This window comes from Paraburkholderia sp. WC7.3g, assembly GCF_050436345.1.
Lineage (GTDB): Bacteria > Pseudomonadota > Gammaproteobacteria > Burkholderiales > Burkholderiaceae > Paraburkholderia > Paraburkholderia podalyriae.
This window is the reverse complement of sequence record NZ_JBNDMA010000003.1, coordinates 288,626-314,333: the sequence shown is the minus strand read 5'-3', so window position 1 is coordinate 314,333 and position 25,708 is coordinate 288,626. Positions and strand designations below refer to the sequence as shown.

Sequence of the window (25,708 nt, the reverse complement as noted above, 5' to 3'; positions counted from 1 at the left end):
GGTCTATTAGTTATGTGCGCGTCCGAACTGGACGCGCTTCCCTTGCGCGGCAACTCCCCGCAAGGGAGTCGCCTCGTCTATTCGAGGTTCGTTATGAAATTTCCCAAGCTGTTCTACGCGGATCGTCGATCCGCTGGCGCCGGCGCTACCGCTGCTCTCCAGCAGCAGGCCTCGCGCGTTCTTCGACGTGTCGCGCAAGACCTGCGTCTTCGGTCCCATGAAATTGTCGTCGAGCCGTCGCGCTGCAATTCTCCGGGGCGTGTTTCGCTTCGCACCGAGACGCTGTTTGTCGACGTGCTGGACCGGCCTTGTCAAAAGGCTGTAGCCCTCAGCTTCCGCACGCGCCGCGGCCGCTCGGACCTTACGGGTGGGGGCGAAAACTACGTGCCGCTCGAGCAGATCGAGACGACGCGTGGCTATCAGTCGTTCCTCGATGGCCTCCGGCTGGCAAGTGGCATCGACACCTCGTCCGGAGGGCGGCGATGAAACTGGCGAAGGTCAAAGTCGAGTACACGGGCGGCACTACGATTACGGAGAGAGTTATGCTTGACCCGGAAACGGGGCTGGTACATCTGCCTCCGCGTCTTCATGCTCTGTTGGAAGTGATGGACGAAACCGAGTGTTCACCGTCTTTCGTGCTCGAGTACAACGGTTTCACGCTGGCGGTCACGGTCGATTCGAGTGGATCGCGGAAGATCGCCATACCTGGACAGCAATCAGGTTTTCGGCAGGTATTGAAGCCAACGAAAGACCAGCGGCAGCAAAATGCCAGATTCATGCACACGTTGTCGGCGGCCTCCATCGGCGGTTTTGTCGGATTCGTGCATGCTTCGACAGCCTTTGATTTGCCAACAGTGGTAGGCGCGGTAAGTCTCGCCGTTGTTGGGGTACTATTGTGGTACGCAGGCTTTTTAAATATGAAAGGAGATTGAAATGACCGCAAGTATCATCACCCTGGTGGTCGGCGTTTCGATCGCTGCGTTCTTCATGTGGACGGCCGAGAACGGTCGACGCGCCGATCGCGAACGCGAGTGGGGCAAACGCGACTGAGAAAGTGGCCTAGCGCCGCACTACAGGTATAGGGCTGCACCCTTCGGGGGAGCGGCTTTTTTTTCGTCTTTTTCGACCATTGAACGCGCCTTCGGGCGCGTTTTTCTTTTTGTGAGACCAGAAATGAACCATGCATTTGTAAAACCCGTGGAGTATCAGCAGCCCGTTGCCGTCGCCTCGGCGGTCGGAAACGGAAGCGTCGTGGCCGCGATCGCCGGCGCACGCGCTGATGCGTTGCCGTGCGGTGACCGTCTGGACGTTGAAGGCAAGACTGTTGAAGAGGTCTGTTCGATGCTCTGCAAGGTGTTGCGCAGTACGGAGCTTGAGCCGGAGTGGCTTGTCGCAGCCAACATGCTGGATGATCCCAACGAAGCGACCAGCGGTGCGCGCATGGACCGGGTCTGGCCCGCGGACAGCGTCTGGAACCGCGTGGCTGTCTCCGTTGACATTGGCAGATCCGAAGGCTGGATTGTCCACGTCGACTGGATCACGCGCACGGAAATACCGGACGCCGTCGGCCGCGGATATGCCGTGATGCCGCTTCTGCGTGCAAAGGTGTTCGTCGCGGACCAGGCGTGGCAACTGGCGCGCTTTATCGCCAACGCGATCGACGTCGCTTAACCCAGTTTCCTCGCGTCGCAAGGCGCAACCATCAATTCAACCCTCTGCGGGCACTCGGCCCGACAAGGGAACGATTGCCCGCTTTTTCTTTTCTGGAGGAATCGTGTATCAACTTTCCTTCGCAGGTCTTTCTCTCTCTATCGGCACGCTGCTCGAAGTACTCGCAGTGTTCAGAACCGATACTCCCCTGCTTGCGCTTGAATCGTCTGAAATCGTACTGGAGCACGGCGGCCAGCCCGTTCAGGTCATCCGCCACAACGGCGCGCTCACAGTGCGTCGGCCGGGCACTGCCCGAGACGTTTTCCTATCGTTGATTGATGAGATCGACGGCGCATATTTCCGACCGAACGGCGTCCTGCAGGCTGCATGGCAGATCCGGCGCTCACACTGGAAGCTGCTCTACGATGCGTTCGACCTGACATCTAACCCCCGCCTGATTTTTTCGTCCGACCAGATCGAGGCGGCAGCTGATGCACGAGGCCGTCTGGACCTGTTCGAACTGCTGCAGTCGGAAAGCGAGCGGCGGTTCGCGTTTCGCTATGCGGGGCCGGAGTACGGTCGCACGCGGCATCGGAACGGGCGACACGAAGTTCACGTCGCGTACGCACTCGCGGAAGGCTGGGATGTTCCCGAAGCGGTGCTGGAAGAGTATCGCCAGTTGCCCGACAGGTTCGCGATGGATATGAGCTGGGGCAGGGTGCTGGTCGACGTGCGGGAGCTGCGCGGGGCGATGCCGCCGGACAAGGTTCGTGTGCTGACGAGTGTGATGCAGCGCGAACAGGGCGGAATCAGTTCGGGCAATGCAGCGCTGCTCGCGATGGCGATGAGGCTCGCGTCGAATTCTCCGACGTTCGAGCAGGTCGACGATCTCCTGTTCCGTCACGGGCTGGTGCAGGCGCATAACCTGCCTGATCGCTACTCGACCCCCGAGCCGCTTGGGACGCCAGTGTCGAAGTTTGCCGATGTTTACCGGCAGAACATGGCGGACAAGCGGCGCGATACAGCGGTGGCACGGCTGCGCAAGGATCGTTCGGCCGGGCAGATCTCTCAACGGACGTTCGACCTCCAGATGCAGATCGCGCTGCTGGAGCACGGGCGGGAGACTTTCGCTCTCGGAAACGAGATCTCGGAAGCGATCGACAGCGGCGACGTGCACTACCTGCTGAAGATCATGGACTGCCCCGACGAGCGTAATCGCGTTGCGAAGCAGACAGTGTGCGAGATCTTCGGCATCAAGCTGCTCGGTGTGCGCGCTGCTACGCGTCGTCGCGGCATCTTTGCGCTGGCCGGATACGACGAGGCCTGTCTGGCTGAGTGGGAAGCGGCCGGATCTTCGCAGGCTCGCCAGCGTGTTATTGAGGTGCATCAAGCGGTGCGTGCTGCCGTCAGCGTCCATCCGGCCGTATTCGCACGGACGCAGGTGGCTCACCACGCCTGATCATCTTCATCCAGTCCTTCTCGACAACCCGGCCTCGCGCCGGGTTTTTTTTCGTCCAGCCCGTGCGGCCGCAAAACGTAAGGCCATATGAAAAAGCGACGATTCGGGCATTGCGTGCGCGCAGCGCTCCCTACACTTGGTGTCATCTACCGCGTCATTGACGCATCGACCTTGCCGACACATCGGCATTCTTTTATCGCCCCACAGGGACCACGTCCCTACGGGCGTAGTCCTTTCGGGGCTTTCTCTTTTCTGGAAAGCCATCATGAAAGTTACGCCCGCACAACTGACCGAGCTGCTCTCGCTGTACGTCCCGAAGCGTCTGCCGGTCCTCATCACCGGTCGACCGGGTATCGGCAAGAGCGACATCGTCGAACAGACGGCTCGCGACACCGATCACGACCTGCTCATCAGCCATCCCGTCGTTGAAGATCCGACCGACTCGAAAGGGTTGCCGTTTCCTTCCGCCGACGGCACGACTGCAAAGTTCCTGCCGTTCGGGGATCTGGAGCGCGCGATGACGGCTAGACGGCCGCTCATCTGGTTCCTTGACGATCTGGGGCAGGCCTCGCCCGCGGTTCAGGCAGCGAAGATGCAACTGCTGCTGGCGCGTCGCGTCGGGGAGCACGTGCTGCCATCGCATGTGACGTTTCTCGCGGCCACGAACCGCCGCACCGACAATGCCGGCGTGACAGGGATTCTTGACCCTGTCATTTCCCGCTTTGCCACGGTGGTGGAACTCGAGCCGACGATCGACGGTTGGACGGCCTGGGCCGCTCGCTCGGGTGTGCCGCCCGAGCTGATCGCGTTCCTGCGTTTCCGTCAGGACCTGCTGTCGGTGCAGAAGACGTCGCGTGACATCGAGAACGTGCCGAGTCCCCGAAGCTGGGGGTTCGTTGCGAAGACGATGGGCGTGGTGCCGAAGCATCTGGAACACATCTCTTACGCGGGATCGGTCGGCGAGGGCGCTGCAACGGAGCTTGTCAGCTTTCTGCAGATCTTTCGCGAACTGCCCAATCCGGACGCGATTCTGGCGACGCCGGACACGGCGCCGATTCCTGAGAAGACGTCAGCGCTCTATGCCGTGACCGCCGCACTTGCGGGCCGCGCGACCGAGGCGAATTTCGAGCGCGTGGTGACGTACACCGAGCGGCTGATCGAAGCGGGGCACCGCGAGTTCGCCGCGCTGCTCGTGCGCGATTCGCTGCAACGCTCGCCCGATGTCGCCAACTCCTACGCCTTTATCCGGGCGCAGGGCGGTGAGATCGGCAAGATCATCAAAGGCGATTAAGCCACCCACTTTTTCCTCACGCAGTTCAACCCCTTGGCCCTGAAGCGTCTTCCGACGCCCAGGGCCTTTTTCTTTGCCTCATCCATTCCATTTCTCTACGGAGTTTTCTCATGAACATCTCTAACATCCAGTCGAAAGTCATGCTGTGCTCGGTCACGATCTCCACGTGGGTTGCCCGTCGATTCGACGGCAAGGCCACCGAAGAGGTCGAGAACCGTCACCACGCGAAAGGCATCGGCAGATTCAACAAGCGCCTGTTGCCCGAGCATGCGCCAAGCTACAAGGAAGTGCTGACGATCGCCAGCCGCATCCGTGGCTACTTCTACGTTCACTCGCTGAAGTACGACCAGCTTGGCGTTCGCCTGCTGCCGACGATGGTGTACATGGAGTTCGCCGACAAGATGCGCTCGTTGAAAGACGAGTTCGATCTGGCGGTGTCCGTGTTCCTCACCGACTACCTGAACCTCAAGGAACTTGCGCGCGCGGAACTCAATGGGTTGTTCAACGAGGCGGATTACCCGACCCTCGCAGAACTGTACACGAAGTTTGGCGTGAAGATGGCGGTGCTGCCGTTCCCGGACGCGAGCCAGTTTGGCGTGGATCTGCCGGAAAACGTGCTGACGACGCTGAAAAGCGAACTCGACCAGCATGTGCTCGCCTCGATCACCACGGCGAACGAGGATCTGGTGCAGCGCCTGTACGAGGCGGTATCGCAAATGGCTTCGCGCCTGTATGCGACCGGCAACGTGCGCCTCGACGTGGCCAACAACGTGCGCGATCTGTGCGCGTTGCTGCCGAAGCTGAACTTCGCCAACGATCCGAAGCTTACCCACATCCTCGAGCAGGCAAGGACGCATCTTGCCGTTCACACGGGTGCGGACCTGAAAGAGTCGCGCGTCCTGCGTTCCCAGGTGGCCAGCAAGGCACAGGAGATCGAAGGGCTCATGGCCGCTTTCATGGGCGTCACGCCGGAAACGGAGATCGAGCGGGCCGAAACGGGCAACCAGTTGCGGCTCGTCGCCTAAGGAGGCTGTATGAATCGCACTGTGACGTTACAGAGCAATGGCGCGGTCCATCCGCGCATTTCCAGACAGCGGACGGAGCTTGTCCTGTCGCAGCCATTTTTTGGTGCGCTGGCGCTTCGTCTCAGGATGGTCGAAGACCGCTCTGCGAAGACGTGCTGGGTGGACGGGGAGTCGTTTGGCTACAACCCCGACTACATCGACTCCTTGACTGACCTTGAGCTGCGAGGCGTGCTAGCGCATGAGGTTATGCACGTGGCCAACGGTCACTGCTGGCGTCGCGGGCCACGTGAGGATCGTCGATGGAATGGAGCCTGCGACTACGCGATCAACCCGATCGTGCTGGCGTCCGGCTTCGTCCTGCCAAAAGACGTGCTCAACGCTGCGCGCTTCGCCGGGAAGTCCGCCGAGGAGATCTACGGCGTGCTGACCCAGGAGGCGAAGCAAAAGCAGCCGAAGCCTGATCCGCAGTCACAACCGCAGCCGTCACCGAAGCCGCAACCTGATGGCCAGTCGTCGGGGCCAGCAGGGAAGGGGCAGGGTGACAAGCACGGTAGCAAGTCGGGCGCGAAGCCGGGCCAAGGGCCGGACGGCAAACGTGGCGGCTCGCAGCCACCGTCGCCATCTGACCGGTCTGGCGATCCGGTAACAGGGCCAGGCTCGTCGTGTGGTGAAGTCCGTCAGTATCAGGGTGCGGACAAGCCGGTGAAGGAGGCCGAGTGGAAAGTCGCCGTCGTGCAGGCCGCCAAGGCTGCGCAGATGCGCGGCAAGCTGCCCGGTGACCTTCAGGCAATGGCAGGCGAGGCAGTACGGCCGGTCGTTGACTGGCGCGCGGTGCTTCACCGCTTCGCGCAGCAGTCATCGCCAACCGACTACAGCTTCGCCACGCCGAACCGCCGGTATCTGCATCTTGGGTTCTACCTGCCCTCGCTGCATACGCCGGCAGTTGGCGACGCGGTTTTCGTGCGGGACTCCAGCGGCTCGGTGTTTGACGAGACGCAGGCACAGTTCGATGCAGAGATCCTGTCGGTGTTTCACACGCTCAAGCCCGCCCGGTTGATCGTGATGGACTGCGATACGCGGGTCACACAGGTGCAGTTGTTCGAGCGGGGCGACTCGCCGGAGATCAAGCCTGTGCGCGGTGGAGGGGGAACGGCATTCACCGATCCGTTTAACCGCGTGACGGCCGATGGTCTGAACCCGGCATTTCTCGTCTATCTGACGGACATGGATGGTTCGTTTCCGGCGACCTCGCCGCATTACCCGGTTCTGTGGGCGTCGACCACGCCGCTCACGCGGGCTCGGCGGGCGCCATTCGGCGAAACCGTCGAGGTCATCTGCTGAACGGTTCCTAAGCTTCCCTTAACCCAACCCGGCCTTGTGCCGGGTTTTTTTTCGTCCGACGCGCTCCCCAAAACACCAGATAACGGGAAGGTGCGGCGGAAAGCTATACGTTTTTGGGGGTCTTTCCTCGGGAGCAGCGTGCCCATGGGCAATAAAGCGCGACCAACGTTTGCTCGTCCTTTCGCCGCTTGTCGCGGCGCATTTTCTGGTGAGGCGAAAGCCGCGCAAATTAGCCCCGCTTTTGCATCCCGGGCGGAAGGCGCGCGACGAACAATAGTCGCATGTTAGACCGCCCACAAAGCCGCGCATGCACGACCTTGACGACAACCCGTTACTGAAGCTTCAACCGCTGAAGGCGGAGGCCGTCGCGATGTTTTTCGAGGCGCTGAACCCGCTCAAAGAACTGCTCGATGCGCCCGACCTCGCGGAAATTATGGTCAATGATCACCGCAACGTATGGATCGAGCACCGGGGTGTGATGTCGCGCGTGAACGTGGATCTGCGGCCCGAGCATCTGGAAGGGGCAATCCATTCGCTGGCGTCGTCGGTAGACAAGTCGGCGCACGCCGGCAGCGACAAGGGAATCATCAACGCGGGCCACAAGAATCTGCGTATCGCGGCCGTGATGAACCCCACCGCCATCGACGGGCACGCGCTGAGCATCCGCAAGCACCGCGAGACGAAGATGACGCTCGAGGACTACGTGAGCATGGGCGCGTTCTCTGCGGCAAATGCGCGCCCCGAAGAGGCGGAAGCAATCAGCTTCGAGGAAGGCATCCAGGACGAGGCGCTGATGCGCGCACTCAAGGCGCTGGTGCAGTCGCGTAAAAACGTTCTCGTCGCCGGCGGCACCTCGGCGGGCAAGACGACGTTTCTCAACGCGCTGGTTGGCGTGATCCCCGAAGATCAGCGGGTGATTACGATCGAGGACACGATGGAGCTGAAGGTCCAGGTTCCAAACCGCGTCCGCCTGTTGTCCAACTCCGATACGAACGTCACGACACAACTTCTCGTTGCGCTGTGCCTGCGTTTTCGTCCCGACCGCATCATCGTTGGTGAAGTCCGTGGTGGCGAAGGCTACGACCTGCTCCAGGCGCTCAACACTGGCCACGACGGTGGTCTTGCCTCCCTTCACTCGAATAACGGGCGCACGGCACTCAGCCGCCTCGAAAGCCTTGCGATGCTAGGTATCCCGCCCGGTTCCCGCTGGGAACTGGACGACATGCGCAAAAACATCGCCGACTGTTTCAACTATGTGGTGCATTTCAAACGCGCGGGCGAGATGCGCCATGTCTCCGAAATCCTCGAAATCCGGGGCTTTCGCAACAACAACTATGACCTACGACGGGTTTTTTAACGGGAGCAGGAAATGAAGCAAGGAAAGTTTTTCAGCACAGCCGTAACGGTCGCGAAGAAGCTGCGACCGGGCAAGCCACTCATCGTCGGCGCGCTGCTGAGCGTGGCGTCCGCCGCAGCAATGGCCGCTGGCGACTACTCGTCGCTCACCGGCCTGACGGACATCATCTGCACGATCAGCAACCTGATCAGCGGCCCCTATCTGTACGGCATCGGCATCGTGCTGATCACGCTCGGTGGCGTTGCGGTGGCGAACTCGGAAAGCAATATCGCGAAGACGTTTTCGGTGGTGCTGATCGGGCTCGGTATCGCATCGGTCGCCGTGCCGATCATGCGCGATCACTTCCATATGAGCGTCGCCTGCTGATATGCGCCAGCACAAGGTCAGCCGCGGGCTCTCGCTGCCCCGCCAGATGGGCGGGGCGGACCGGATGCTGGCAATTCTGAACGGCACCCTGACGGCATTGCTCACCTACACGAGCTGGACGCCATCGTTCCTTGCGCTCGGCGTCACCGTCCACTTTTACCTTCGCTGGCGTAGCTCGAAAGATCCGTGGTGGCGAATGGTGATGCTCATCTATAACCGCTACCCCGACGTGTATGCGCCTGAGCCTCACGGCAAGTTCAGTGCGCGCTTCAGACGCCCCTACGGTTTCGATCAGGACCTTTCATGCTGAAAATGCCGTTCACCAAGCGCGCGGTGCAGGAGATTGCGCCGTGGATGACACTCGTCACGCCCGAACTAGTGCTCGACAAAGACGGCTCGCTCGTCACCGTGTTCGAGTTCGATGGCATCGACGCAGACACTCCGAATCCGGGCGACATCACGGCCGCGCGCGACAACCTCGATCACGCGTGCCGCAATTTCGACCACCGTGTCACCGCGTGGTGGCGGGTATCGCACCGGCGCATCCGGGGCGGCATCGACGGTGAGTTCGGCAACGAGGCGGATGCGAGAGTCGATGCGGTGAACCAGGCGAACATCGGTAGCGGGAAGTACTTCCGCAACTCGCATTCGCTCGCACTCGCGTTCACGCCAGAAACAGGCCTCTCGCGTGTTTTCGACAAGATCGGTTACCACATGACCGTTGGCGGCAAGAATGTAGCCGTCGCGATGTTTGAGGCCGCCAAGGACATGGTGCTTGCCCGGAGCGCCTTTGTGTTTGACCTCACCAAGCTGCAAAACGAGATCAAGCGCTTCGAAGCGGTCATCGACGGCTTCACGGGCGGTGTGACCCGCCTGAAAATGAAGCGGCTACAACTGCAGAACGCCCTTTCGTTCCTGCATCAGCGTGCAAATCCGAGCACGCCGAAGCGTCGCATGCGCTACCCGGTCACGATGCTGGACACACACCTGACGGAAACGCAGGTCACCATCGGCGCCGAGCAGCTGATGTTTGAGTCGGCTCACGGCAAGGTGTATGCGCGAATCATCGGTGTGAAGGAATGGATGGGTTTCCAGGAGGCGGCGCTCGATGTGCTGTCGCAGGTCGATGCGGAACTCGACGTTTGTGTGATGTTCCGCTTCCTCGACACCTCGCGCGCGAGCGCGTACATCCGCAAGATCCGCGGTTTCTACAAGGCTGCCGCCTTCAACCCGGTCGCGATCATCAAGCAGTGGGCCACGAAGGAAGAGCAGAAAAACGACGAAGGCCGTGAGCAACTGGCGAAGGAGGCGAGCGAGGCGCTCGCCAAGCTGGAGGCAGAAGGCCAGCAGTACGGTTTCGCAAATATCTCGATCATCGTCTACGGCAGCACCCCCGAAGAATGTGAAGACGCGACGCGCCAGGTCGTCGGTGTCATTGGCAATGCCGGCTTCGGCGTCATTGCCGAGAAAGATAACCTTTTCGCGGCCTGGAGTTCGACGTTGCCAGGGCGCTGGGACCAGCAGAAGCGCCTGCAATTCGTTGAAACGCCCGCCGTCTCGGATATTGCCCCGTTGTGCAGCGTAGGCGAGGGCTCAACCATCAATGAGTGGCTGACACAACAGTCCGGCCGAAAGACGGGGCCGCTCACGTGTCTGCCCACTCGTCATCGCACGTTGCAAAACGTTGACCTGCATCACCCGGGCGGCAAGGCTCATTTGTTCGTAGTTGGCCCGATTGGCGCGGGTAAATCCGTGCTGCTGAACTACCTGATGTCGCAGACTGGGCGACATGGCGCGCGCCGCATCCGGTTCGACAAGGACCGCTCGACGCGCATCCCGACGCTGCTCGGTGGCGGACGGTTCATCGACGCGACGGGCCGCTTCGAGGCGGCAACGTCAGTCAATCCGCTCTCCCTGATCGGTGAGGAGAAACACTGGTCGTACGTCGCCGAGTGGGTCAAGCTCGTGATCGAGGGCGAGGATTACACCTGCACGCCCCAGCAGGAAACAATTATCTTCGAGCGCATCCGTACCCTTGCGAAAGCCTATGGGCGCGAGAAGTGGCGGCTGACTGGCCTGATTACCCTGCTGCCAGACGATCTCCGCGAGCGGCTGGCCGTCTGGACCGAAGGGCAGAAAAACGGCAGGTTCTTCGACCATGTCGACGACGGCTTCGCGTTGTCCGACGACCTCTCGATCGAGATGGGCGATCTGTTCCAGAACTTCCCGGTGGCCGCGGCTCTGTTCATGGATTACGCGTTCTACCGGATCGCGCAGATTCTCGACGGCAAGCGCTACACCGTGATCGAAATCGAGGAGGCCGGGTTCTTCTTCACTTACCCGAAGTTCTATGCTCGGCTCGAAATCTGGGCGGTGACCATCCGTAAGCTGAACGCCGCGTTGCTAATGGCGACGCAGTCGCTCGGTCAGCTAGCGCGCGTGGCCAACTTCGAGATCATGAAGGAGAACATCCCGAACATCATCTACCTGCCCAACAGCGACGCGATCAACAACCAGACGCTGTATCGGGACATTTTCGGGCTGACCGAGCACCAGATCAGGATGATCTCGAACGCGGTGCCCAATCGCGACTACCTGTGGGTGACGTCGACGCAGACGCGCATGCTGCAGGCGAGCTTCCCGAAGGAATCGCTTGCCTATCTGCGCTCAGATGGTCGCGCACAGGCCATTCTCGACAAGCACGTGAAGTCGGGCGTCGACAACTGGCAGGACGCGTATGTGCGCGACGTCCTCGCAAACGCATAACGTCAGTCATACTCCTGGAAATTCTCACCATGATCAAAACACTGCTCCGCACCGCGACGGCGACGGCCGCGCTGACCCTCGGTCTTATGTCACAGGCCCACGCACAGCTTGCCGTCATCGATCCGACCAACCTGATCCAGAACACGATGACTGCGATCGGCGCGGTCAAGGGCGAGGTGTACCAGGACACCAACCTGGTCTATCAGTATCAGATGATGCTGAACCAGTTGAAGCAGGCGACCAACCTGAACCCCTCCGCGATGCTCGCGCAGGCGACCTCGATCACCAATGACATCACCAGCCTGACCAGGTACACCGACACGCTGAAGTCCCTGTATGGTGGTCTGCAATCCAACGCTGAGTATGCGACGAAGGTGCAGGCGCTGATCACGCAGTCCGGCAAGACGCCCGCGCAGTGGTTTTCTGATCAGAGCACGCTCATCAGCAACAACGACCAGACGGCCAAGCAGATGTTCCAGATGGGCAACGACGTCATTTCGCACGTGAGCACCCTTGCCAAGCGCCGTCAGGAAATCCAGGACCAGCTGAACATGTCGCCGACTGCGGAAGCGACAGCGCAACTCACGACGCACCTGCTGGATATCGTCGCGAGCCAGAACAGCGACATGCTCCAGATGATGGCCTCCAAGCAGCAGGCAGATAGTGTGACTAAGGCGCAAACAGCGTCGAGCGACCAGGCGAACAACACGGCCAAGGCGGCACTGCAGGCACAGTTGGATCAACAGCGTGCGGCCTACGATGCGACGATCGGCTCTTCGAAAGTGCTGGGGCAGTGAACCGTGGGCAAACCTTTTCTTGAGCGCCTGCGCGGCCTGATCTTGAATGTCTGCCTGCTGGTCATGGCACTCGCCGCGCCCGCTGCCTTCGCAGACGACAACATGACCCTTCCGGACGGATCGACGATGACGACCGGTTCTTCAGCTACATCGGGGTCGTCGACAGACGCGAAGCCCCTGACAAGCGCCAACGGGGATTTTGGCAAAGGATCGACCGACGCTGTCAGCCAGATTCAGGGCCTTCTTGGAGGCATCATTCCCGCTGCCGTGACGGCTAGCGCAAGCGTGATGGACGAAGCGAACAAGTTTGCGTGGGGGCTGGGCGTCATCTCGCTTGTCCTCGTAGGCGTCCGTTTTTCTGGAACGCATCATCCGATTTCGGCGTGGGTCAACCTGTTCGAGGAGGTGGCGGTGCTGGGCATCTTCGTCGCGCTGTACCTGGGCTATTCCACGTCAGCGGCGGGCTTCTGGACCTGGTTCGAGCAGCTTGCGACGCACATATCGGGCGGGTCCAGTAACAGCATTCCGACGCAGATGGCGACCCTGGCGGGCACGATGTTCGATGCCGTGAAGACCCGCTTCGTCAGCATCAAACTCCTTACGGATCTGACTGGGACCGTGGTCGATGCTATCGGACTCTTCCTGGCGTTCGTCGTCGTACTGATCGCCTCGATCGTCTTTGCCTACTACAGCGCTGTTGGCCAGATTCAGGCGGCAGTGGGGATCGTTCTGGGACCGATCGCGATCGCGCTTGGATTTTCGAGCTATACGCGAAACTATTTCATGAAATGGCTTGACTGGATGATCCATTCTGGCATGTACGTTGTCATGGTCGCGGTCCTGATCAAGCTGCTCGGCTCCAATATTGCGACCGCGGTCCAGAAGGCGACGAATGTCAGCGGCGCGACGGCGACCGGCGCGTACGCATTCGATCTTGCAGTTTTCATTCTGCTGCTGTCGTTTGAAATTCCGAAGCTTGCTGGTATGTTTGGTAGCGGCGCTGGCGCGACGGGTACCGGAGCCCTCAAGCTCGCCCGGAGCTTTATCCCATGACAGCCTCCCATCGCCCGGCTGTGGTGAACGACTTGCTGAATACCCACGCGAAGCGCATCGAGCTCGTACGGCAGTGCGCCAACGAGAGCACGGAGGCCGAGTTCGAGCGGAAATGGCTTTCGGTCCTTCGCCGGTGCGCCGCGTGGTTTTCGTCCATGCCGCTTACGCCAGAGCTGCACGCGGAGCCGGGTGGCGCTTTCCGCGCGACCATCGAATCGACCTTCTACGCGATGCGCCTCGCGGGCGGGCAAAAGTTCGCCGCCGACATGACGTCGGACAAACGCCGCAGGCTGGCGCCGCAATACATCTACGCCGTGTTCCTTGCTGCAGCCTGTTCGTCGCTCGACGAGCCATGCAGGCACTTCGAGTTTGTGCGTGTTGCCGACCGCACGCCATGGAGCCCGGCGGCACATGGCGCCTTCGGGAACTGGATCGGCGACGGCGACTACGTCGTCCACCGTCGACCCGCTCCGCTGAAAGGCGAACGCATGCGTACGGCAATGTTCGCGCAGACCGTTATCACGCCCGAACTGCTGTCGGGGCTTGATAACGCCGTGCTGGCCGATCTCTTCGGTGCCATCAATCCGGAAAAGAGTCCGCAGGGCTTCGAAGCATTGGTGCACAAGGTGGTGCGCCAGGCGATGGATGTCTCGGTCGAGTTCGAGCGAAAGGCGCAGCGCGGGGTCTTCGCCCCTGTGAAGTTTGATGTGCCGTCCGCAGTGCACGTAGCGCTGGAACTTCAGCCGCAGGTCGCACCTGTTGCGGCGCCACCGGATCACGCGGGCGCAACGGTCGCAACGTCCGCGGCGGCGGCGACGTCAGCCAGTTTGACCGACGCCCCGCCGACAGCACCACCGCCAGCACCACCGCCAGCACCACCGCCAGCACCCGCCGTTATGGCGCCTGGCGCGGTACCGGGCGGTCCGCAGCTTTCCCAGTCGTTGCTGGATGCGTTGGAGCGCAGCGAAGCCCAGACCGCCAGCGCGGCCGCGACTGGACCCGTTGAACATGCGGTAACACCCGCGGCTGCGGTTGACCCCTCGCAGATTACCGGGGGAAGCCCGTCAGCCTCGCGGCAAGCGCGTACCGGACCAACGGAGGAGGAGCTAACGGAAATTCTGGGTCCGGGCTCCGCGATGCTGCGGGAGTTCTTCCGCGCGCTCGCCGGCGACGTTGCAGCAGGACGAGCCAAGGTGACGTGGGAAGAAAAGGGGCTGGCCGTGCAAAAGCGTCTGATCGGCGGCTACGGAATAACGAGTGACACCCTCGTTGAGCAGCTGAGGAAGCGCACGCTTCTTCTGCGCGCGGCCGGCAACGACATCTGCATCGTTGAACGTGCTGGCCGCCTGATCATGGAGCGGCCCGCGGCATGACCTACATCAACCATTTCCGGCCAATCTACGAATTCCGGCCGCTGATCGTCTGGCCGGTCGCAATCGTGGGCATTTTCGTATCGGGCATGCCCTATGGATGGGCGTTCGCGCTGGCGTGTCTTGCGATGATGGCTGTTCGTGCGGTTCAGGTGTGGCGGGCGCTCAGTTTTCGCATGGCGATCTCAACGAAGTGGCTTAGCAAGATTCACATTGGCAAGCTGCTCGAGTTGCAGCGCAAGATGCGCGAGCGTGAGGACTCGATGTATCTGGGGACGGGCTTCGAATGGACCCAGAAGCACACACAGATCGCGCATGACATCCTTCGTATGCCCGTGACGGACATTCCGTCGTTGCCGAAGTGGCTGAACAAGACGGAACTCGGACGGAAGACCGAAGCGCGGATTGAGCGGCTTTTCGCGCCGCGCGACAGCATCCGTGATCGCATGCCGCAAGGCTCGTCGTGGATTCACGGCATGGAGCCGAAGAAGGTCCGCGTGCCGTTCCACTATAAGGCGATGGGCGGTCACACGCTCGTTGGCGGCACGACCGGCGCGGGCAAGACCCGCACGTATGAGGTGATCTCAACGCAGGTCATCCACAACCCGAAAGACGTTCTGATCATCGTCGACCCTAAAAACGACGACGACTGGAAAAAGCGCGTTGAGAAAGAGTGCGCACGCGCTGGTCGCAAGTTCCTGTACTTCAATCAGGCCAAGCCGCACGAGTCTATCCGTCTCAATCCGCTTGAGAACTGGTCACAGCCGTCAGAAATCCCGTCGCGCATCGCGCAGTTGATGGAAGAGGGGCCGTTCCGCGACTTCGCGTTCCTTTTCATCGACCGTGCCGTGAAGGGGGAGCTGTACGTGGGTGACAAGCCCAATCTGCGCTCGATCCTGAAATACGCGCAGTCTGGCATCGGCACTCTGCTGGATCGCTCGCTGCGGCGCTTCTTCCTCGAAAACGGACTGCCGAACTGGGAGGAGTTGACGGTCGCGCAGACGGTCAAGGACTCGGTTCGAAAGAACGACGTTTCGCTCGTCGACGGAATGGCCAAGCTCTACATGGACCGGTTCGCTGCGCACGACCGCGGGCACGAAACCATCGACGGGCTGATCGCGACGCACACCCACGACCGCGAGCACTACATGCGAATCATCGCGTCCGCGCTCCCGCTGCTGCAGATGCTTGCCACCGGCGAGACGGGGCTGATGCTCGCGCCGAAGGCCGACGACTTCGACGACGAGCGCGAGATCTGGGACATCGACAAGATCATCAAACAGAAGGCCGTGCTGTACATGGGCCTCGACTCGCTGTCGAACAACATCGTCCAGAAAGCGATTGCCTCGATGGCTCTCTCCGACGTCGCGGCGGTCTGCGGCTCAATCTACAACTTCTACGCAGAGAAGCCTGATGTCGTTCTGATCATTGACGAGATTGCCGAAGCGATCAACGAACAGGTGATCCAGATCCTGAACAAGGGGCGGGGCGCGGGGTTCAAGGCGTTTGTCGCGTTCCAGGCGCGTGCCGACCTGGAAGCCAAACTCGGAAACGCCGCCAAAATGCTGCAGGTTTTGGGCAACCTGAACAACCAGGTCATCCTTAGACTTGAAGATAGCGATACCGCCAAGTGGTTCTCGGACAAGGTGGGGGAGACAGCGATTCGGGTGGTGAACATCTCGAACAGCACGAACACCACGACCGAGTCTCATGCGATGGAATTCAGTGGATCGCAGTCACGCACGCTTCAGCTTGAGAAGGTGCCACTGATTCCGATGCCGCTCATTCATCGTTTGCCGAACCTGCAGTATTTCATGCGCATCTCGGGCGGTGCCGTCTACCAGGGCCGAATTCCTATTATCGAAGGCTGAACTACACAATATGTCCGCTGTTTTCAAAAACATCATTCGCGATCACAAGCTCTCGCACAAGCTGATTCCCGTGTTCAACGTCGCGCCGGATCTGGAGCTTGCGTGCTCGCGGGTTGCCGATTTCGTGGGGGAGCGCTTCGTTGGAGACAAAGGGCCGCTCGCGGCAGAAATGATCGAGTCTGCACTCGCCTCGTTCAAGCGGGCAAAGCGTACGGGCGATCAGCATGTGGCTTTCATGCAGGGACTGTTTGAACCGGCCAAATCGCTTTATGCGCGCCGCTACGTGGCTCGCCGGGGCGACAAGGTCAGCGTCTGGTCGCCGATGCTCGAGCCGATTCCGACATTTGAGGAGCGGCATCAGAACAGCGATCTGGAAATGGTCGACGAGCGCTGCCCGGAACACATTACCGAGCGCACCGCAGCTTTCCAACTGGCCTCGCGCGTGCTGCAAGGCGAGGCGTTCCGTCGCTACTTTGAGGAATACGATGTCGCTCACCGTTACGATAATAGCGAAGTTGTCGCGGGTTGATTCCGACACGGCGCGGCGCGCGCTCGACACGGCCGGCGCTTTCGATGAGCCCGACGCGACGCCGCCGGAAGAATTCACCTGGGGCGCGGGAGCCCGCTGCTATGCACTTGCGTCAATCGCCGTGAACCGTCCGCATCTGTTCTGGGGTGGATTGCTGGCGATTACCGCGATCCCGCTTCTTGCCGTCGTGAGGTTGATCCATGGCTAGCCGGTTCGGGTCGCACCTGAAAGTCTGGTTCCTGCTGGTGCCCGTCCTGTCGATCGCGGTGATGCCGGCGATACCGGACAGGAAGCTGTTCGAAGTGCCGGACGTCGAGACCGAGTCGCTTGTCGCGTCGGTCGGGCAGGACAGGGCCGACGTGGCAGTGCGCTCGGCTAACGAACTGTTCAGGCGGTCGTTCGTAGACAACGGCCTCCTCCACCGCACACTCGCGGCGTCGGGCAACGTCGGCGGCCTTAACGACGGCGGCATGTCAACGTTCGCCCACACGTGGACCGAAAACTTCTGGCTGCTTGCGTACAGGGCGATTTTCCGTGCGATGGTAATGAAGATGTGGATCGTGGGCACACTTTGCTTCGCGCTTGGTATGTTCATCGACGGTACCGCGCGCAGGAAGATCAAGGCAGCCGCGGCCGGGTTCGTTAGCCCGCTTTCTTTCCACCTCGCAGGCCACGGACTGCTGATCGTCACGGGCACGGTCTTCGGCGTGCTGCTCGTGCCGGTACCGGTTCTTGCTGGCTACTGGCTTGTGGTTGCCGCACTGCTTGGTGCACTGCTCTGGAAGGCGGCGGAGTCGTTCCAGTCGGCGCGATAGCTGCTCGAAAAGCAGGACGGCCCTTCCGGCCTGCTTCCCCCGCTTCCCGATCTGATTCATCAATCTCGTTTTTCGCCAATTGTGCTGCCTGACTGTCCGATCGGCTGTCAGGCGGTGGCCTCTTTTCGTCGTTTTTCTGTGGCTAGAAGCGACCGCCCGTCTTTAAAGGCTTCCGAAATAACGCGTGTTTCTGGCGTTCTGCAGCCTGTGACGCCGCAACAATTGCACTGTGGGTACGCGTTGCGCGTGCCCGATTACCAACGATGAAACGACACAGGTCCACCAAGGAGAAACGGGCATGAGCACCACCACTGTGGCAGATACCGAACTGGAACACGCTGTGACGGCAGATGCGCAGGCGTCGGCTGCAACTGCCGCTGACGCTGCGGCCAATCTGAATGCACTGACTCCGGCCTCGCACGCCGGCGGCGACGCGGGACACGACGGCGCCGACGAGGGTGAGCGCGAGATCGAGAGCGAGCTGACGCAGATGGCAGCGGACGCGGACCGTCTGCAGAAGGAAGGGGTCATTTCGCCCGACGACGCGAACATGAAGCGCGCCGAGGTTGAAAAGACCCGCAAGCTGTTCCGCGATCTGCCGGCCACTGAGCGGATCTCCATCATCAAGCGCCGCCGTGAGCTAGGCCGACAGTTGATGGAGCGTCAGCTTTCCGGCGCGGCAGTAGTGCCCGCGCAGGTGCGCCTGAATCACACACGCCTGAAGCCGCTGTTTGAGCAATGGTGGCCGTACCTTAACCGCATGAGCGTGAACATGCAGCGTTTCGGCGACTCGACATTCGGCGAGGGTGACAAGAACGCGGTCAACAGCTTCTTTGAAAAGCAGATCAAGTCGATCGAAGAATACGTGGACGAGTCGTTGCGCGTGGCCGTGGGCTTTCGCGAGAAGAAGGAGGCCGAGCTTCGCGAGGGCGGCGAGTTCGTGTTCGAGCCGTCGATCCCGATGCCGGCGCTGGACATGACCGTCGAAGTGTATTCGCGTTTCTCGATGCGCGTTCTGTCGGCCATCATGAAGTTCGACAAGGTGATGGATCAGTTTGATTTCATGGTCTGGAACGGCATTCGTGACCAGTCTGACGTCGATGACGAAACGGTGCACTTCCTGAAGAAGGTGAACCCCCTGGGCGTTCGCGGTTACATGACGCACCTGCGCCTGATGACCACGGTCCGCGGCCTGTAAGGGGGCGTCATGCTGGACGAACTCAATCCGCAGCAGCGGGAAGTCGCCCAGTTGCGCCAGAACTGCGTGGCGATTGCATGCCCCGGCGCGGGCAAGACAAAGACGATCGCCACCAAGGCCGCGCTACTCCTGCAGGAAGGGGCGGCGGTCGTTGGCGCGGTGACGTTCTCGAAGGATGCAGCGGTCGAGCTGCGTGAACGGATTCTGACGGTGGCAGGCAAGGCGGTGAAAAAGCGCCTGATCGCAGGCACTTTCCATTCACTCGCGTACAAGCAGCTTCAGCGTCCCAGCGGCCGCTCGCCCGACATTGCGAGCGATGGCGACAGATTGGGACTGCTGATCCGCGTCATGCAGGACCTTGGTCTTGAAGGAAAGGCCGAGGACGTCATCCCGACGATCGAGAAGATCAAGACGAATTTCGGCCGGTGCGATGTCAACAGCGCCCGACGGCCAGTTGTACAGCGCCTATCAGGAAGCGCTGGCGCGCAACGGCAAGATCGATTTTCAGGACATGCTGCGGCTCGCGGTCGAGGGCATGCAGAACGGAACAATCCTGCCGTATCCCTTCAGCTACCTGCTGGTCGACGAGTTTCAGGACACCGACCCGTTGCAGTACCGGTGGATTGAACTTCACGCGAAAGCCGGTTCGGTCGTGACGGTCGTGGGCGACGACGATCAGAGCATCTACGCGTTCCGCGAGGCACTCGGCTACCGGGGCATGGAATCATTCATCAAGGAATTTGAGGCCAGACCGGTCGTGCTCGGGAGCAACTATCGGTGCCGCGCCGAGATTCTCGCGGCGGCTGACAGGGTGATTCGCAACAATCCCGACCGCATCCCGAAGGTGCTGCGGGCGGAAAAAGGCATCGGCGGCCGGGTCGAGGCTTCCCGCCATGCCGACGAATACGTGGAAGCCGAAGCCGCCATCGAGGCGCTGGCGCCGCTACTGCGCAATGGGAAAACCTGCGCGGTGCTCGCGCGCACCAACCGTATCCTTGACCCCCTCGAGGCCGTCTGCCGCTCGTATGGCGTCAAGTATCACCGCGCGTCAGGCGCATCGGTCCTCAATCGTCCTGAAGGGGCGTTGCTCTGCAATCTGCTGGAGATCATCGAAGGCGTGAAGGCGACGGGGCTTGACGCCGTGCTGGCGCATTCGGGCCTGCATGCGGACCATCTTCGTGCGCTGCACGCAAGCATGGGCGCGGAACTCGTCCAGAAGCCGCGGGCGGAGCTCGTTGAACTCGGCATGCCAGAAGACGTAGCGACGAACTACCGCGAATTCATGAAGCGGCTTGCCGAGTGGCGCGGGCTCTGCGAGCGGAAGTTCTATTCGTTGGTGCTGTCAGGCGTGAACGAGTGGCTGCTCAAGTACACGAAAAAGGAAAACGGCATCCGCACCATTCAGGCGACCTATGACGTGCTCTCACGACTGAACGGCACCTTCGCCGACCGGTTGCTGTTCCTGCGGCAGGACAACAACGAGCCCGCACCGGACGCGCTGGTCCTCACGACGATGCACAGTTCGAAGGGGCTTGAGTGGGATCACGTCTGGATCGCGCGGTCCGAAGACACCATCGTCCCCGACGCCAAATCAACCGAACCCGAAGAGCGGCGGCTGTTCTACGTCGCGATGACCCGCGCGCGCGAGACGCTGATGATTTCAGGGACGTCGAAGAATTTCGCGTCGCGGTTTGTCACCGAAGCGCAGATCGAAACCGCAGCGCAGCCGGCTTAGCGCGAGAACCACCTTTGGCTCCGCTCCGTCGAGCCTGTCCTCCATTACTGCATCCAGTCGGGCAGCCGCGAGTGCGCCAGCCTCGCGACCAGGCAGTCTGGGCGATAGGCGAAGCCGAAGTGGGCTTCGAAGAGATCTGACAGTTCCCTTGGCAGAATCCCCTGCAAGTCTGCCTTGCCGGGGCCGTCTAGCATGAAGTTCATCGGTTCGGCCGCCCTGATACGCAGTCTCATCTGGAATTGCTGCAGCCATATCATCGTGCTGTAGAACGTTCCGTAAAGCGCGAACAGCAAGAGACTCGGCGGCGCTGCAGTGGCTTGTTGCACTTTCCGGGAGGGAAGCGTCGACCACTGTTCCCGTACCTTGATAACCGGCCCCCTGGACCTGCCGCCTGCGGTCAGGACCGCTTGCGCGAAGTCGCGGCAGTCCGGAGGCCCCAGCAGCGTTCCATCTATCCTTGCGCGGGCAGTCGCCAGATCGACAGTGTCGTCAGCGAACCGGATTCGAATCCGTTCTCCGCACGGATTGAATTCGTCCAGTGCCCGCCCGATTGCGGCCGCATCGAAGTTGCCATGGTCGAAACCTGGCGAATCGCCCGGTACGCGCCTGGCGGCAGCGAGATCCGGGGCAATCCACATGCCCACAACTAGGCGAAATGCTCCCATAGCGCCCCCAAAAGGCTGATGCCGGATCAAGGAATACTGGTCGACACTTATAAATTCGTCGGCATTTTCGGCTCATTGAGTCCCACGCATTCGCGTGCGAGCGGCGCGGGGCAGGCATTGCAGGCGCAACGACGTCGTCCCGGGAAAGAAAAAAGCCCGCGCTTTGGCGGGCTTGAATCCATGCATGGAGAACATGGAGGAGACGGGGTAAGTATAAACCCCAAGCCGTCTTCCTGCATGGGTCGCCCGAACAGCAAGGCTGAAACGTTGCTTAACGCACGGAGCGTCAACGGTCCCGGGTGCGAGGATGCGGCAGCTACGGGGATGGAGAAGTCGGAAAAGCGGCGATACAGCCGAAAAGAAAACGGGAGCCTTTGGCTCCCGTTTCGCTTCCAGTTTGCTAACCGTTGCTCAAAGAGCGTCGCGGTGAAGATTGAGCACGAGCCGGTATTGCGGGTTCTTCATCGGCACCTCAACGGTCTGGCCGTCGGCGAGTTCAACCGGGAGATCCGATGCGGTGTAGCCGTGGACATCGACCACCTCGGAAGTGCAGTCCGCGGTTCCAACCTTACGGATGCCGTCGAGCACGGTGTCGATTGCAGAGACCGACAGCCGTACCTTCCCGGAATTGACTGACACAGGTTCGATCAGCAGCGAGCGCCCGACGAACTTCTTTTCCGCGCTCAGGCGCATCGCGCCCGCGGTGCCGGAGCAACTCGCGTATCCGACTTCCTTCCCGCTGCGATGCAGGTACGGTGCCGGACCGGTATCGTCGTTAATGATGTGTCGTCCGGTGTCGATCACCTGACCGTCCTTGTACCAGGTAATGTCCAGCGTCTGGACTGTCGTCGCCCCGTGGGCGCTCGCGATGAGGCTTGCTGCGACTGCCGTCGCGAACAACGTTTTGCGTACGAATTGCATATTGGTTCTCCGTTTCAATGTGATGTGTAGTCGTTTGGCCGTCATATCCGCGAGGGATGCGGCACATGGGCGTTCAGGGCAATGTGCTGTTCAAAAAAATCAGCGGCTAGGGCAAAGCGGCTCTGGTGCGGTGTCTCATCCGGCATTGCCTGCCGGTTGATAAACCGGCCGTCGCTGAGCATGCAGAAGCAGAGCCCGTCGAAGGCGGCTTCCTGTGCTGCGGCTTCCCAGTCGCGGGTGTGGTAACTCACGCTGGTTTTTGAATGAGCGTCACGCCGCAGCGGCGGAACCGCCCGCGCGTTTGCGTGGCAACACGATAGCCAGCGTCACTGCGAGCCAGCTGCTGATCGCTACGCAGCAGAAACCAATTGCTGTGTTGCGCCAAACGCGGCGCGCTGTGCTTGCGAGGTCCGCGTGAGTCTGCGCGAAGGTGGTTTGCGCGAGCGTTATCCTCTGCTGCAAAGCTTCGGACGAACTCAGGCCGTGTCTCGCCAGCAAAGTCGATGCATCCGCTGGTGGAAGGATGCGGATATCGCCAGCGAGCTGGGCGAGCCGCACGACATCAATTTCGATGAGCGAGGCTCTAACCATGGCCGAGCCGTTATCGACATAGGCCGAAACCATACTTACCACCGTTAGGGGCATAGCCATCGAAACGGCTACCGCAGCCCACTTTATTAAATCGCGCAACTTCATTGGTTTTGACCTTTATGCCGATAGCCTGGAACATGTCGATTCTGGTGACGGTACTGGCAGTTCAGACTGCAGGCATCAAACGACCTTTGCCTTGATCGTCAGCAGAAGTCCGTCATGCGAGATGGTCATCTCCTGACCGTGGTACATGAAGAATTCGCTTGTGCTGCTGAAATCATCGGCGCAAGCGTTTATCGGTTTTAGGCCTTCGCGCGCGAGAATTCGGTCACGTTTGATTCGGGGCGCTCTGGCGCGGCCGCAGCCGGGGATGTGGCAGAAAGCACTGGGTTCGCGCTCTCGCTGGCTTCCGGTTCGACCGTCAGCATGCGCGCCACACGCTTGAGTGTGCCGTTGAGAGCGGCGCGCGGACCGAGGCGGATCGTGCCGCAGTACATGATGTCGCCCGAGACGTGTCCGTTGATTTCGAGCGTGCCGCGCGCATGGACGTTGCCGTCGACGCGACCGTCGATGCGCACGTGGTCGCCCTGGACGTTGCCCTTGATAAGGCCGCCGTCGCCGACGTGCAGCAGGCCTTGCGTCGAGATGAGGCCGCCGTCGAGCAGGCCGAAATAGCTGATGCCGTGATCAACGATCATGTCGCCGCTGATCGTGCAGCCGGCGGATACGAGGGTGATCGAAAGTTCGCTTTTCATGTCAGGGCTTCCTAGAACATCTTCACTTCGGCAGACCCGGCGCGGCTTTCGGCTGACGGCCTGGCGTCTGAATTGGACTCAGCGTTCTGCTGCGCGCGAGGACGCGAGATGTGATGGCGAGCGGCGTGTGCCGGTTTGCCCGCTTCGGCGGGTTGCTGCGCGGTGGCCGCCGGCGCCTGCTGCGCCGCCTGTGTAACAGGCGCGGGCACTTGTGCGGCTGTGACCGGTGTCTGCGCTGCTGGTGCGGGCTGCGGTGCGCTCTGCACGGGCGCGACCCGCTTCGTGACGGACACGGGCTGGGCTGGCGCGACCTGCACCGGCATGGCCGGTTGTTGCGCGGCTGCTTCGCGGCTCGGTCCAGCCCGGTGGATTGGCGAAACGGCTGCGAGCTGCGCTTCACCTGTCAGCGCGGGGCTGGTGCCTGGTGTTGCGCCCTGTGCGCTGCGCGCCGGTGCTTTCAGCGAATCACGGAACTGGTCCACTGTGAGGCCAAGCGAGCGTGCAGAAGCAAAGTCGCTCGCGCTCAGTGCGGGCGCGGCGCTAACAGGGTGAGCGGGTGTCGCGTCGACCTCCCGGTAAGCCGCGACTTCCGGTTTTGCTGCCGCCGCGATCACAGCGTCGCCTTTCTTGCTGGCGACGGTTTCCGCCGTCGATACCGTGTAATGACGCGCCTTCACGTTCGTGTACAGCGACGCTGCGCCCATGCCGGCCATGGCAACCATAGCCGCCACAGCTAGGGCGATCGTGGCCTGACGCGCTGTCGGAGCTACGCCCGCAAGGCGCCCGCTGAAGGCGCGGGACGGCTCCGGAGCGGAGAGGTCGCCGGGGCCGGGCAATGCGGCGATCTGGCGGGGAAGGTCGATGACCATAGAATCCGGGGCGAACTGCGCGTGTAGTCGCTGGATCTCGCGAATGTCCATGAAGATGCCTTTTGTCGTTGTCTGGAATCCAGCCTGCCCGAGGTCGCGCAATGTCAAGGGCGACGCCGATCAGCGGGCTCGAAGCCAGCGCGGTTCAGTGGGTGTCGTTGGAGTCGGGAAGCAGGACGCCTTCGGGGGCGTACCGGTCGTTGTCGGGCATGCACACTTGAGGAATCTGCTTGATGCGCGCCGCAGCAGCATCCAGCGCCGCCTGCCGGTCGTGAGCCATGACCGAGCGGGCAACGAGAGCTTCCATGGTCTTACGGAAAAGCTGGTCGTATATCGTGAGCAGACGCACGAGGCGTCCGGACATCGGGTGCTTGATTTCCAGCGTCACACGCTCCGGCGTGAAAGGAGCGCTGCGACCGTGCAGGCGGTTCGCCCAGGCGAACGCCTTGCGGAGAAACGCTTCGGCCGTATGAAATTCCGCTTCCAGCGCGAGGAGCTTGCCGCCGCGGGCAACCGTCATCTTCGCCGCACAGAAGTTGTAGTCGGAGCGGACGAAGGTTCGCGCAAAGTCCGAGTAGTACAGCAACTCGGTTTTTGCCAGCGTCTCGGGATGGATCCGCGCAAGGCGGTCATCGCTGGTAAGGCGCTTGATGGGACGCAATCCGCCCTGAACCGGTTCGGTCGCAGTGGCAGGGGAAATCAGCCGTTCTGGGTCAGCCGCCTCGGGCTGTTCCGTATCGAAGCCAGACATAACGTGTTCTCGGTGTATGTGTTCTCTCTCACATAAATTCTCACTGAACACCGCTCAGTCAAGCGGGCAAAAGCTATATCAATTTCGCGAGCTTTCGGATGCCAGCACCTGTGATTTGCCCGGATACTTCAATCCATTCCCCGCGTCTCTGACGCATCGACCTTGACTCCAAGCCCGGAGTCCATCTTCTTTCTCCAAGTCGTGCCTCTGAGCATGCTCCGACCGGATAGCTACCGGTGTGGATATCTTCTTGTGCTGAATCTGCCCGCTACAGATTCCCCTATTTCAGCTGTGATACTCGTACCTCTGGCCTGCATTCATTTGCGCCGGTACATCGTTCGAACCCAGGTTTTCGGGTGTTCTCTCTCCAGAGCCTGATCTGGGTAGAACGATCGAAGTTGGCTGATCCGTGACTCCTGCGGCGGAATGTATTTCCGAAAAGGGCTGTTGCGCAGCGTGACCATGCTGCGCGAGGACGACTTTACGTCCTCTGACAGAGCGCTCCGGTTTGCCGGTGCCGCTCCCTGCACGCC

26 protein-coding genes and 1 pseudogene are annotated in these 25,708 nt (G+C 61.1%); 20 read left to right on the top strand and 7 right to left on the bottom strand.

Annotated features, from left to right (window positions below; genetic code table 11):
• Positions 1-93: 93 nt before the first annotated feature.
• The 20 genes and pseudogenes from OKW43_RS32825 to OKW43_RS32730 all read left to right on the top strand — a co-directional run bounded on the left by OKW43_RS32825 (position 94) and on the right by OKW43_RS32730 (position 20,623).
• Positions 94-486, top strand: coding sequence for a hypothetical protein (locus OKW43_RS32825; RefSeq protein WP_429452349.1), 393 nt, complete (start codon positions 94-96; stop codon positions 484-486).
• A complete protein-coding gene (locus OKW43_RS32820) occupies positions 483-932 on the top strand; it encodes a hypothetical protein (protein ID WP_429452347.1) in 450 nt (149 codons plus the stop codon). Before OKW43_RS32825 ends, OKW43_RS32820 begins: the two co-directional genes overlap by 4 nt.
• A 241-nt stretch (positions 933-1,173) precedes the next feature.
• Positions 1,174-1,671 carry a hypothetical protein gene (locus OKW43_RS32815; RefSeq protein WP_429452345.1) on the top strand — a complete coding sequence of 166 codons (498 nt, stop codon included), beginning with the start codon at positions 1,174-1,176 and terminating at the stop codon, positions 1,669-1,671.
• A gap of 103 nt (positions 1,672-1,774) precedes the next feature.
• The gene (locus tag OKW43_RS32810; RefSeq protein WP_429452344.1) at positions 1,775-3,109 is read left to right on the top strand and encodes a hypothetical protein; all 1,335 of its coding nucleotides are present in this window, start codon (positions 1,775-1,777) and stop codon (positions 3,107-3,109) included.
• Between the two features lie 265 nt (positions 3,110-3,374).
• Positions 3,375-4,400 (top strand): ATP-binding protein, encoded by a 1,026-nt coding sequence (locus OKW43_RS32805; RefSeq protein WP_429452342.1) that lies wholly within the window; start codon positions 3,375-3,377, stop codon positions 4,398-4,400.
• A gap of 110 nt (positions 4,401-4,510) precedes the next feature.
• Entirely contained in the window at positions 4,511-5,425 is a 915-nt protein-coding gene (locus OKW43_RS32800) for a hypothetical protein (RefSeq protein ID WP_429452340.1), read from the top strand.
• 9 nt (positions 5,426-5,434) lie between these two features.
• Positions 5,435-6,766, top strand: coding sequence for a vWA domain-containing protein (locus OKW43_RS32795; protein ID WP_429452338.1), 1,332 nt, complete (start codon positions 5,435-5,437; stop codon positions 6,764-6,766).
• Positions 6,767-7,073: 307 nt separating this feature from the next.
• Positions 7,074-8,123 carry a CpaF family protein gene (locus OKW43_RS32790; RefSeq protein WP_429452336.1) on the top strand — a complete coding sequence of 350 codons (1,050 nt, stop codon included), beginning with the start codon at positions 7,074-7,076 and terminating at the stop codon, positions 8,121-8,123.
• Between the two features lie 12 nt (positions 8,124-8,135).
• Positions 8,136-8,489 carry a conjugal transfer protein TrbC gene (locus OKW43_RS32785; protein WP_429452334.1) on the top strand — a complete coding sequence of 118 codons (354 nt, stop codon included), beginning with the start codon at positions 8,136-8,138 and terminating at the stop codon, positions 8,487-8,489.
• 1 nt (position 8,490) lies between these two features.
• On the top strand, positions 8,491-8,799 hold the full coding sequence (locus tag OKW43_RS32780) for a hypothetical protein (RefSeq protein ID WP_429452332.1): 309 nt from the start codon (positions 8,491-8,493) through the stop codon (positions 8,797-8,799).
• Positions 8,793-11,255: a VirB4 family type IV secretion system protein gene (locus OKW43_RS32775; protein WP_429452330.1), complete on the top strand. Its 2,463-nt coding sequence runs from the start codon at positions 8,793-8,795 to the stop codon at positions 11,253-11,255. The genes OKW43_RS32780 and OKW43_RS32775 overlap by 7 nt, the downstream gene beginning before the upstream one ends.
• 29 nt (positions 11,256-11,284) lie before the next feature.
• Positions 11,285-12,052 carry a type VI secretion protein gene (locus OKW43_RS32770; protein ID WP_429452328.1) on the top strand — a complete coding sequence of 256 codons (768 nt, stop codon included), beginning with the start codon at positions 11,285-11,287 and terminating at the stop codon, positions 12,050-12,052.
• A 3-nt stretch (positions 12,053-12,055) separates the two neighbouring features.
• Positions 12,056-13,105 (top strand): type IV secretion system protein, encoded by a 1,050-nt coding sequence (locus tag OKW43_RS32765; protein WP_429452326.1) that lies wholly within the window; start codon positions 12,056-12,058, stop codon positions 13,103-13,105.
• On the top strand, positions 13,102-14,478 hold the full coding sequence (locus OKW43_RS32760) for a TraI domain-containing protein (RefSeq protein WP_429452324.1): 1,377 nt from the start codon (positions 13,102-13,104) through the stop codon (positions 14,476-14,478). The genes OKW43_RS32765 and OKW43_RS32760 overlap by 4 nt, the downstream gene beginning before the upstream one ends.
• Positions 14,475-16,346, top strand: a complete 1,872-nt coding sequence (gene traD / locus OKW43_RS32755) for a conjugative transfer system coupling protein TraD (protein ID WP_429452322.1) — start codon at positions 14,475-14,477, stop codon at positions 16,344-16,346. Before OKW43_RS32760 ends, traD begins: the two co-directional genes overlap by 4 nt.
• 10 nt (positions 16,347-16,356) lie before the next feature.
• The gene (locus OKW43_RS32750; protein WP_088176857.1) at positions 16,357-16,875 is read left to right on the top strand and encodes a hypothetical protein; all 519 of its coding nucleotides are present in this window, start codon (positions 16,357-16,359) and stop codon (positions 16,873-16,875) included.
• On the top strand, positions 16,862-17,083 hold the full coding sequence (locus OKW43_RS32745) for a hypothetical protein (protein ID WP_429452320.1): 222 nt from the start codon (positions 16,862-16,864) through the stop codon (positions 17,081-17,083). Before OKW43_RS32750 ends, OKW43_RS32745 begins: the two co-directional genes overlap by 14 nt.
• Complete coding sequence (locus OKW43_RS32740) at positions 17,076-17,690, top strand: DUF4400 domain-containing protein (protein ID WP_429452318.1); 615 nt, start codon at positions 17,076-17,078, stop codon at positions 17,688-17,690. The genes OKW43_RS32745 and OKW43_RS32740 overlap by 8 nt, the downstream gene beginning before the upstream one ends.
• 298 nt (positions 17,691-17,988) lie before the next feature.
• Positions 17,989-18,888: an ATPase gene (locus OKW43_RS32735; RefSeq protein WP_429452316.1), complete on the top strand. Its 900-nt coding sequence runs from the start codon at positions 17,989-17,991 to the stop codon at positions 18,886-18,888.
• A gap of 9 nt (positions 18,889-18,897) precedes the next feature.
• A pseudogene (locus tag OKW43_RS32730) lies at positions 18,898-20,623 on the top strand (ATP-dependent helicase).
• Between the two features lie 44 nt (positions 20,624-20,667).
• Here the strand turns inward: OKW43_RS32730 and OKW43_RS32725 are convergent.
• The 7 genes from OKW43_RS32725 to OKW43_RS32695 all read right to left on the bottom strand — a co-directional run bounded on the left by OKW43_RS32725 (position 20,668) and on the right by OKW43_RS32695 (position 25,175).
• Positions 20,668-21,261 carry a hypothetical protein gene (locus OKW43_RS32725; protein ID WP_429452314.1) on the bottom strand — a complete coding sequence of 198 codons (594 nt, stop codon included), beginning with the start codon at positions 21,259-21,261 and terminating at the stop codon, positions 20,668-20,670.
• Positions 21,262-21,699: 438 nt separating this feature from the next.
• Positions 21,700-22,209 carry a hypothetical protein gene (locus OKW43_RS32720; protein WP_429452312.1) on the bottom strand — a complete coding sequence of 170 codons (510 nt, stop codon included), beginning with the start codon at positions 22,207-22,209 and terminating at the stop codon, positions 21,700-21,702.
• 41 nt (positions 22,210-22,250) lie between these two features.
• The gene (locus OKW43_RS32715; protein ID WP_429452310.1) at positions 22,251-22,460 is read right to left on the bottom strand and encodes a hypothetical protein; all 210 of its coding nucleotides are present in this window, start codon (positions 22,458-22,460) and stop codon (positions 22,251-22,253) included.
• A 19-nt stretch (positions 22,461-22,479) separates the two neighbouring features.
• Positions 22,480-22,905 carry a hypothetical protein gene (locus tag OKW43_RS32710; RefSeq protein WP_429452308.1) on the bottom strand — a complete coding sequence of 142 codons (426 nt, stop codon included), beginning with the start codon at positions 22,903-22,905 and terminating at the stop codon, positions 22,480-22,482.
• A gap of 197 nt (positions 22,906-23,102) precedes the next feature.
• Entirely contained in the window at positions 23,103-23,555 is a 453-nt protein-coding gene (locus OKW43_RS32705) for a bactofilin family protein (RefSeq protein WP_429452306.1), read from the bottom strand.
• 11 nt (positions 23,556-23,566) lie between these two features.
• A complete protein-coding gene (locus OKW43_RS32700) occupies positions 23,567-24,532 on the bottom strand; it encodes a hypothetical protein (RefSeq protein WP_429452304.1) in 966 nt (321 codons plus the stop codon).
• Positions 24,533-24,569: 37 nt separating this feature from the next.
• On the bottom strand, positions 24,570-25,175 hold the full coding sequence (locus tag OKW43_RS32695) for a DUF1845 domain-containing protein (protein WP_429452302.1): 606 nt from the start codon (positions 25,173-25,175) through the stop codon (positions 24,570-24,572).
• Between the last annotated feature and the right edge of the window lie 533 nt (positions 25,176-25,708).

Bases quoted from the DNA above. Each gene is read 5' to 3' on its own strand.
- OKW43_RS32825 (WP_429452349.1), top strand. From the start codon at position 94: ATGAAATTTCCCAAGCTGTTCTACGCGGATCGTCGATCCGCTGGCGCC.
- OKW43_RS32820 (WP_429452347.1), top strand. From the start codon at position 483: ATGAAACTGGCGAAGGTCAAAGTCGAGTACACGGGCGGCACTACGATT.
- OKW43_RS32815 (WP_429452345.1), top strand. From the start codon at position 1,174: ATGAACCATGCATTTGTAAAACCCGTGGAGTATCAGCAGCCCGTTGCC.
- OKW43_RS32805 (WP_429452342.1), top strand. From the start codon at position 3,375: ATGAAAGTTACGCCCGCACAACTGACCGAGCTGCTCTCGCTGTACGTC.
- OKW43_RS32800 (WP_429452340.1), top strand. From the start codon at position 4,511: ATGAACATCTCTAACATCCAGTCGAAAGTCATGCTGTGCTCGGTCACG.
- OKW43_RS32795 (WP_429452338.1), top strand. From the start codon at position 5,435: ATGAATCGCACTGTGACGTTACAGAGCAATGGCGCGGTCCATCCGCGC.
- OKW43_RS32790 (WP_429452336.1), top strand. From the start codon at position 7,074: ATGCACGACCTTGACGACAACCCGTTACTGAAGCTTCAACCGCTGAAG.
- OKW43_RS32785 (WP_429452334.1), top strand. From the start codon at position 8,136: ATGAAGCAAGGAAAGTTTTTCAGCACAGCCGTAACGGTCGCGAAGAAG.
- OKW43_RS32780 (WP_429452332.1), top strand. From the start codon at position 8,491: ATGCGCCAGCACAAGGTCAGCCGCGGGCTCTCGCTGCCCCGCCAGATG.
- OKW43_RS32775 (WP_429452330.1), top strand. From the start codon at position 8,793: ATGCTGAAAATGCCGTTCACCAAGCGCGCGGTGCAGGAGATTGCGCCG.
- OKW43_RS32770 (WP_429452328.1), top strand. From the start codon at position 11,285: ATGATCAAAACACTGCTCCGCACCGCGACGGCGACGGCCGCGCTGACC.
- OKW43_RS32760 (WP_429452324.1), top strand. From the start codon at position 13,102: ATGACAGCCTCCCATCGCCCGGCTGTGGTGAACGACTTGCTGAATACC.
- traD (WP_429452322.1), top strand. From the start codon at position 14,475: ATGACCTACATCAACCATTTCCGGCCAATCTACGAATTCCGGCCGCTG.
- OKW43_RS32750 (WP_088176857.1), top strand. From the start codon at position 16,357: ATGTCCGCTGTTTTCAAAAACATCATTCGCGATCACAAGCTCTCGCAC.
- OKW43_RS32740 (WP_429452318.1), top strand. From the start codon at position 17,076: ATGGCTAGCCGGTTCGGGTCGCACCTGAAAGTCTGGTTCCTGCTGGTG.
- OKW43_RS32735 (WP_429452316.1), top strand. From the start codon at position 17,989: ATGAGCACCACCACTGTGGCAGATACCGAACTGGAACACGCTGTGACG.
- OKW43_RS32725 (WP_429452314.1), bottom strand. From the start codon at position 21,261: ATGTGGATTGCCCCGGATCTCGCTGCCGCCAGGCGCGTACCGGGCGAT.
- OKW43_RS32720 (WP_429452312.1), bottom strand. From the start codon at position 22,209: ATGCAATTCGTACGCAAAACGTTGTTCGCGACGGCAGTCGCAGCAAGC.
- OKW43_RS32710 (WP_429452308.1), bottom strand. From the start codon at position 22,905: ATGAAGTTGCGCGATTTAATAAAGTGGGCTGCGGTAGCCGTTTCGATG.
- OKW43_RS32705 (WP_429452306.1), bottom strand. From the start codon at position 23,555: ATGAAAAGCGAACTTTCGATCACCCTCGTATCCGCCGGCTGCACGATC.
- OKW43_RS32695 (WP_429452302.1), bottom strand. From the start codon at position 25,175: ATGTCTGGCTTCGATACGGAACAGCCCGAGGCGGCTGACCCAGAACGG.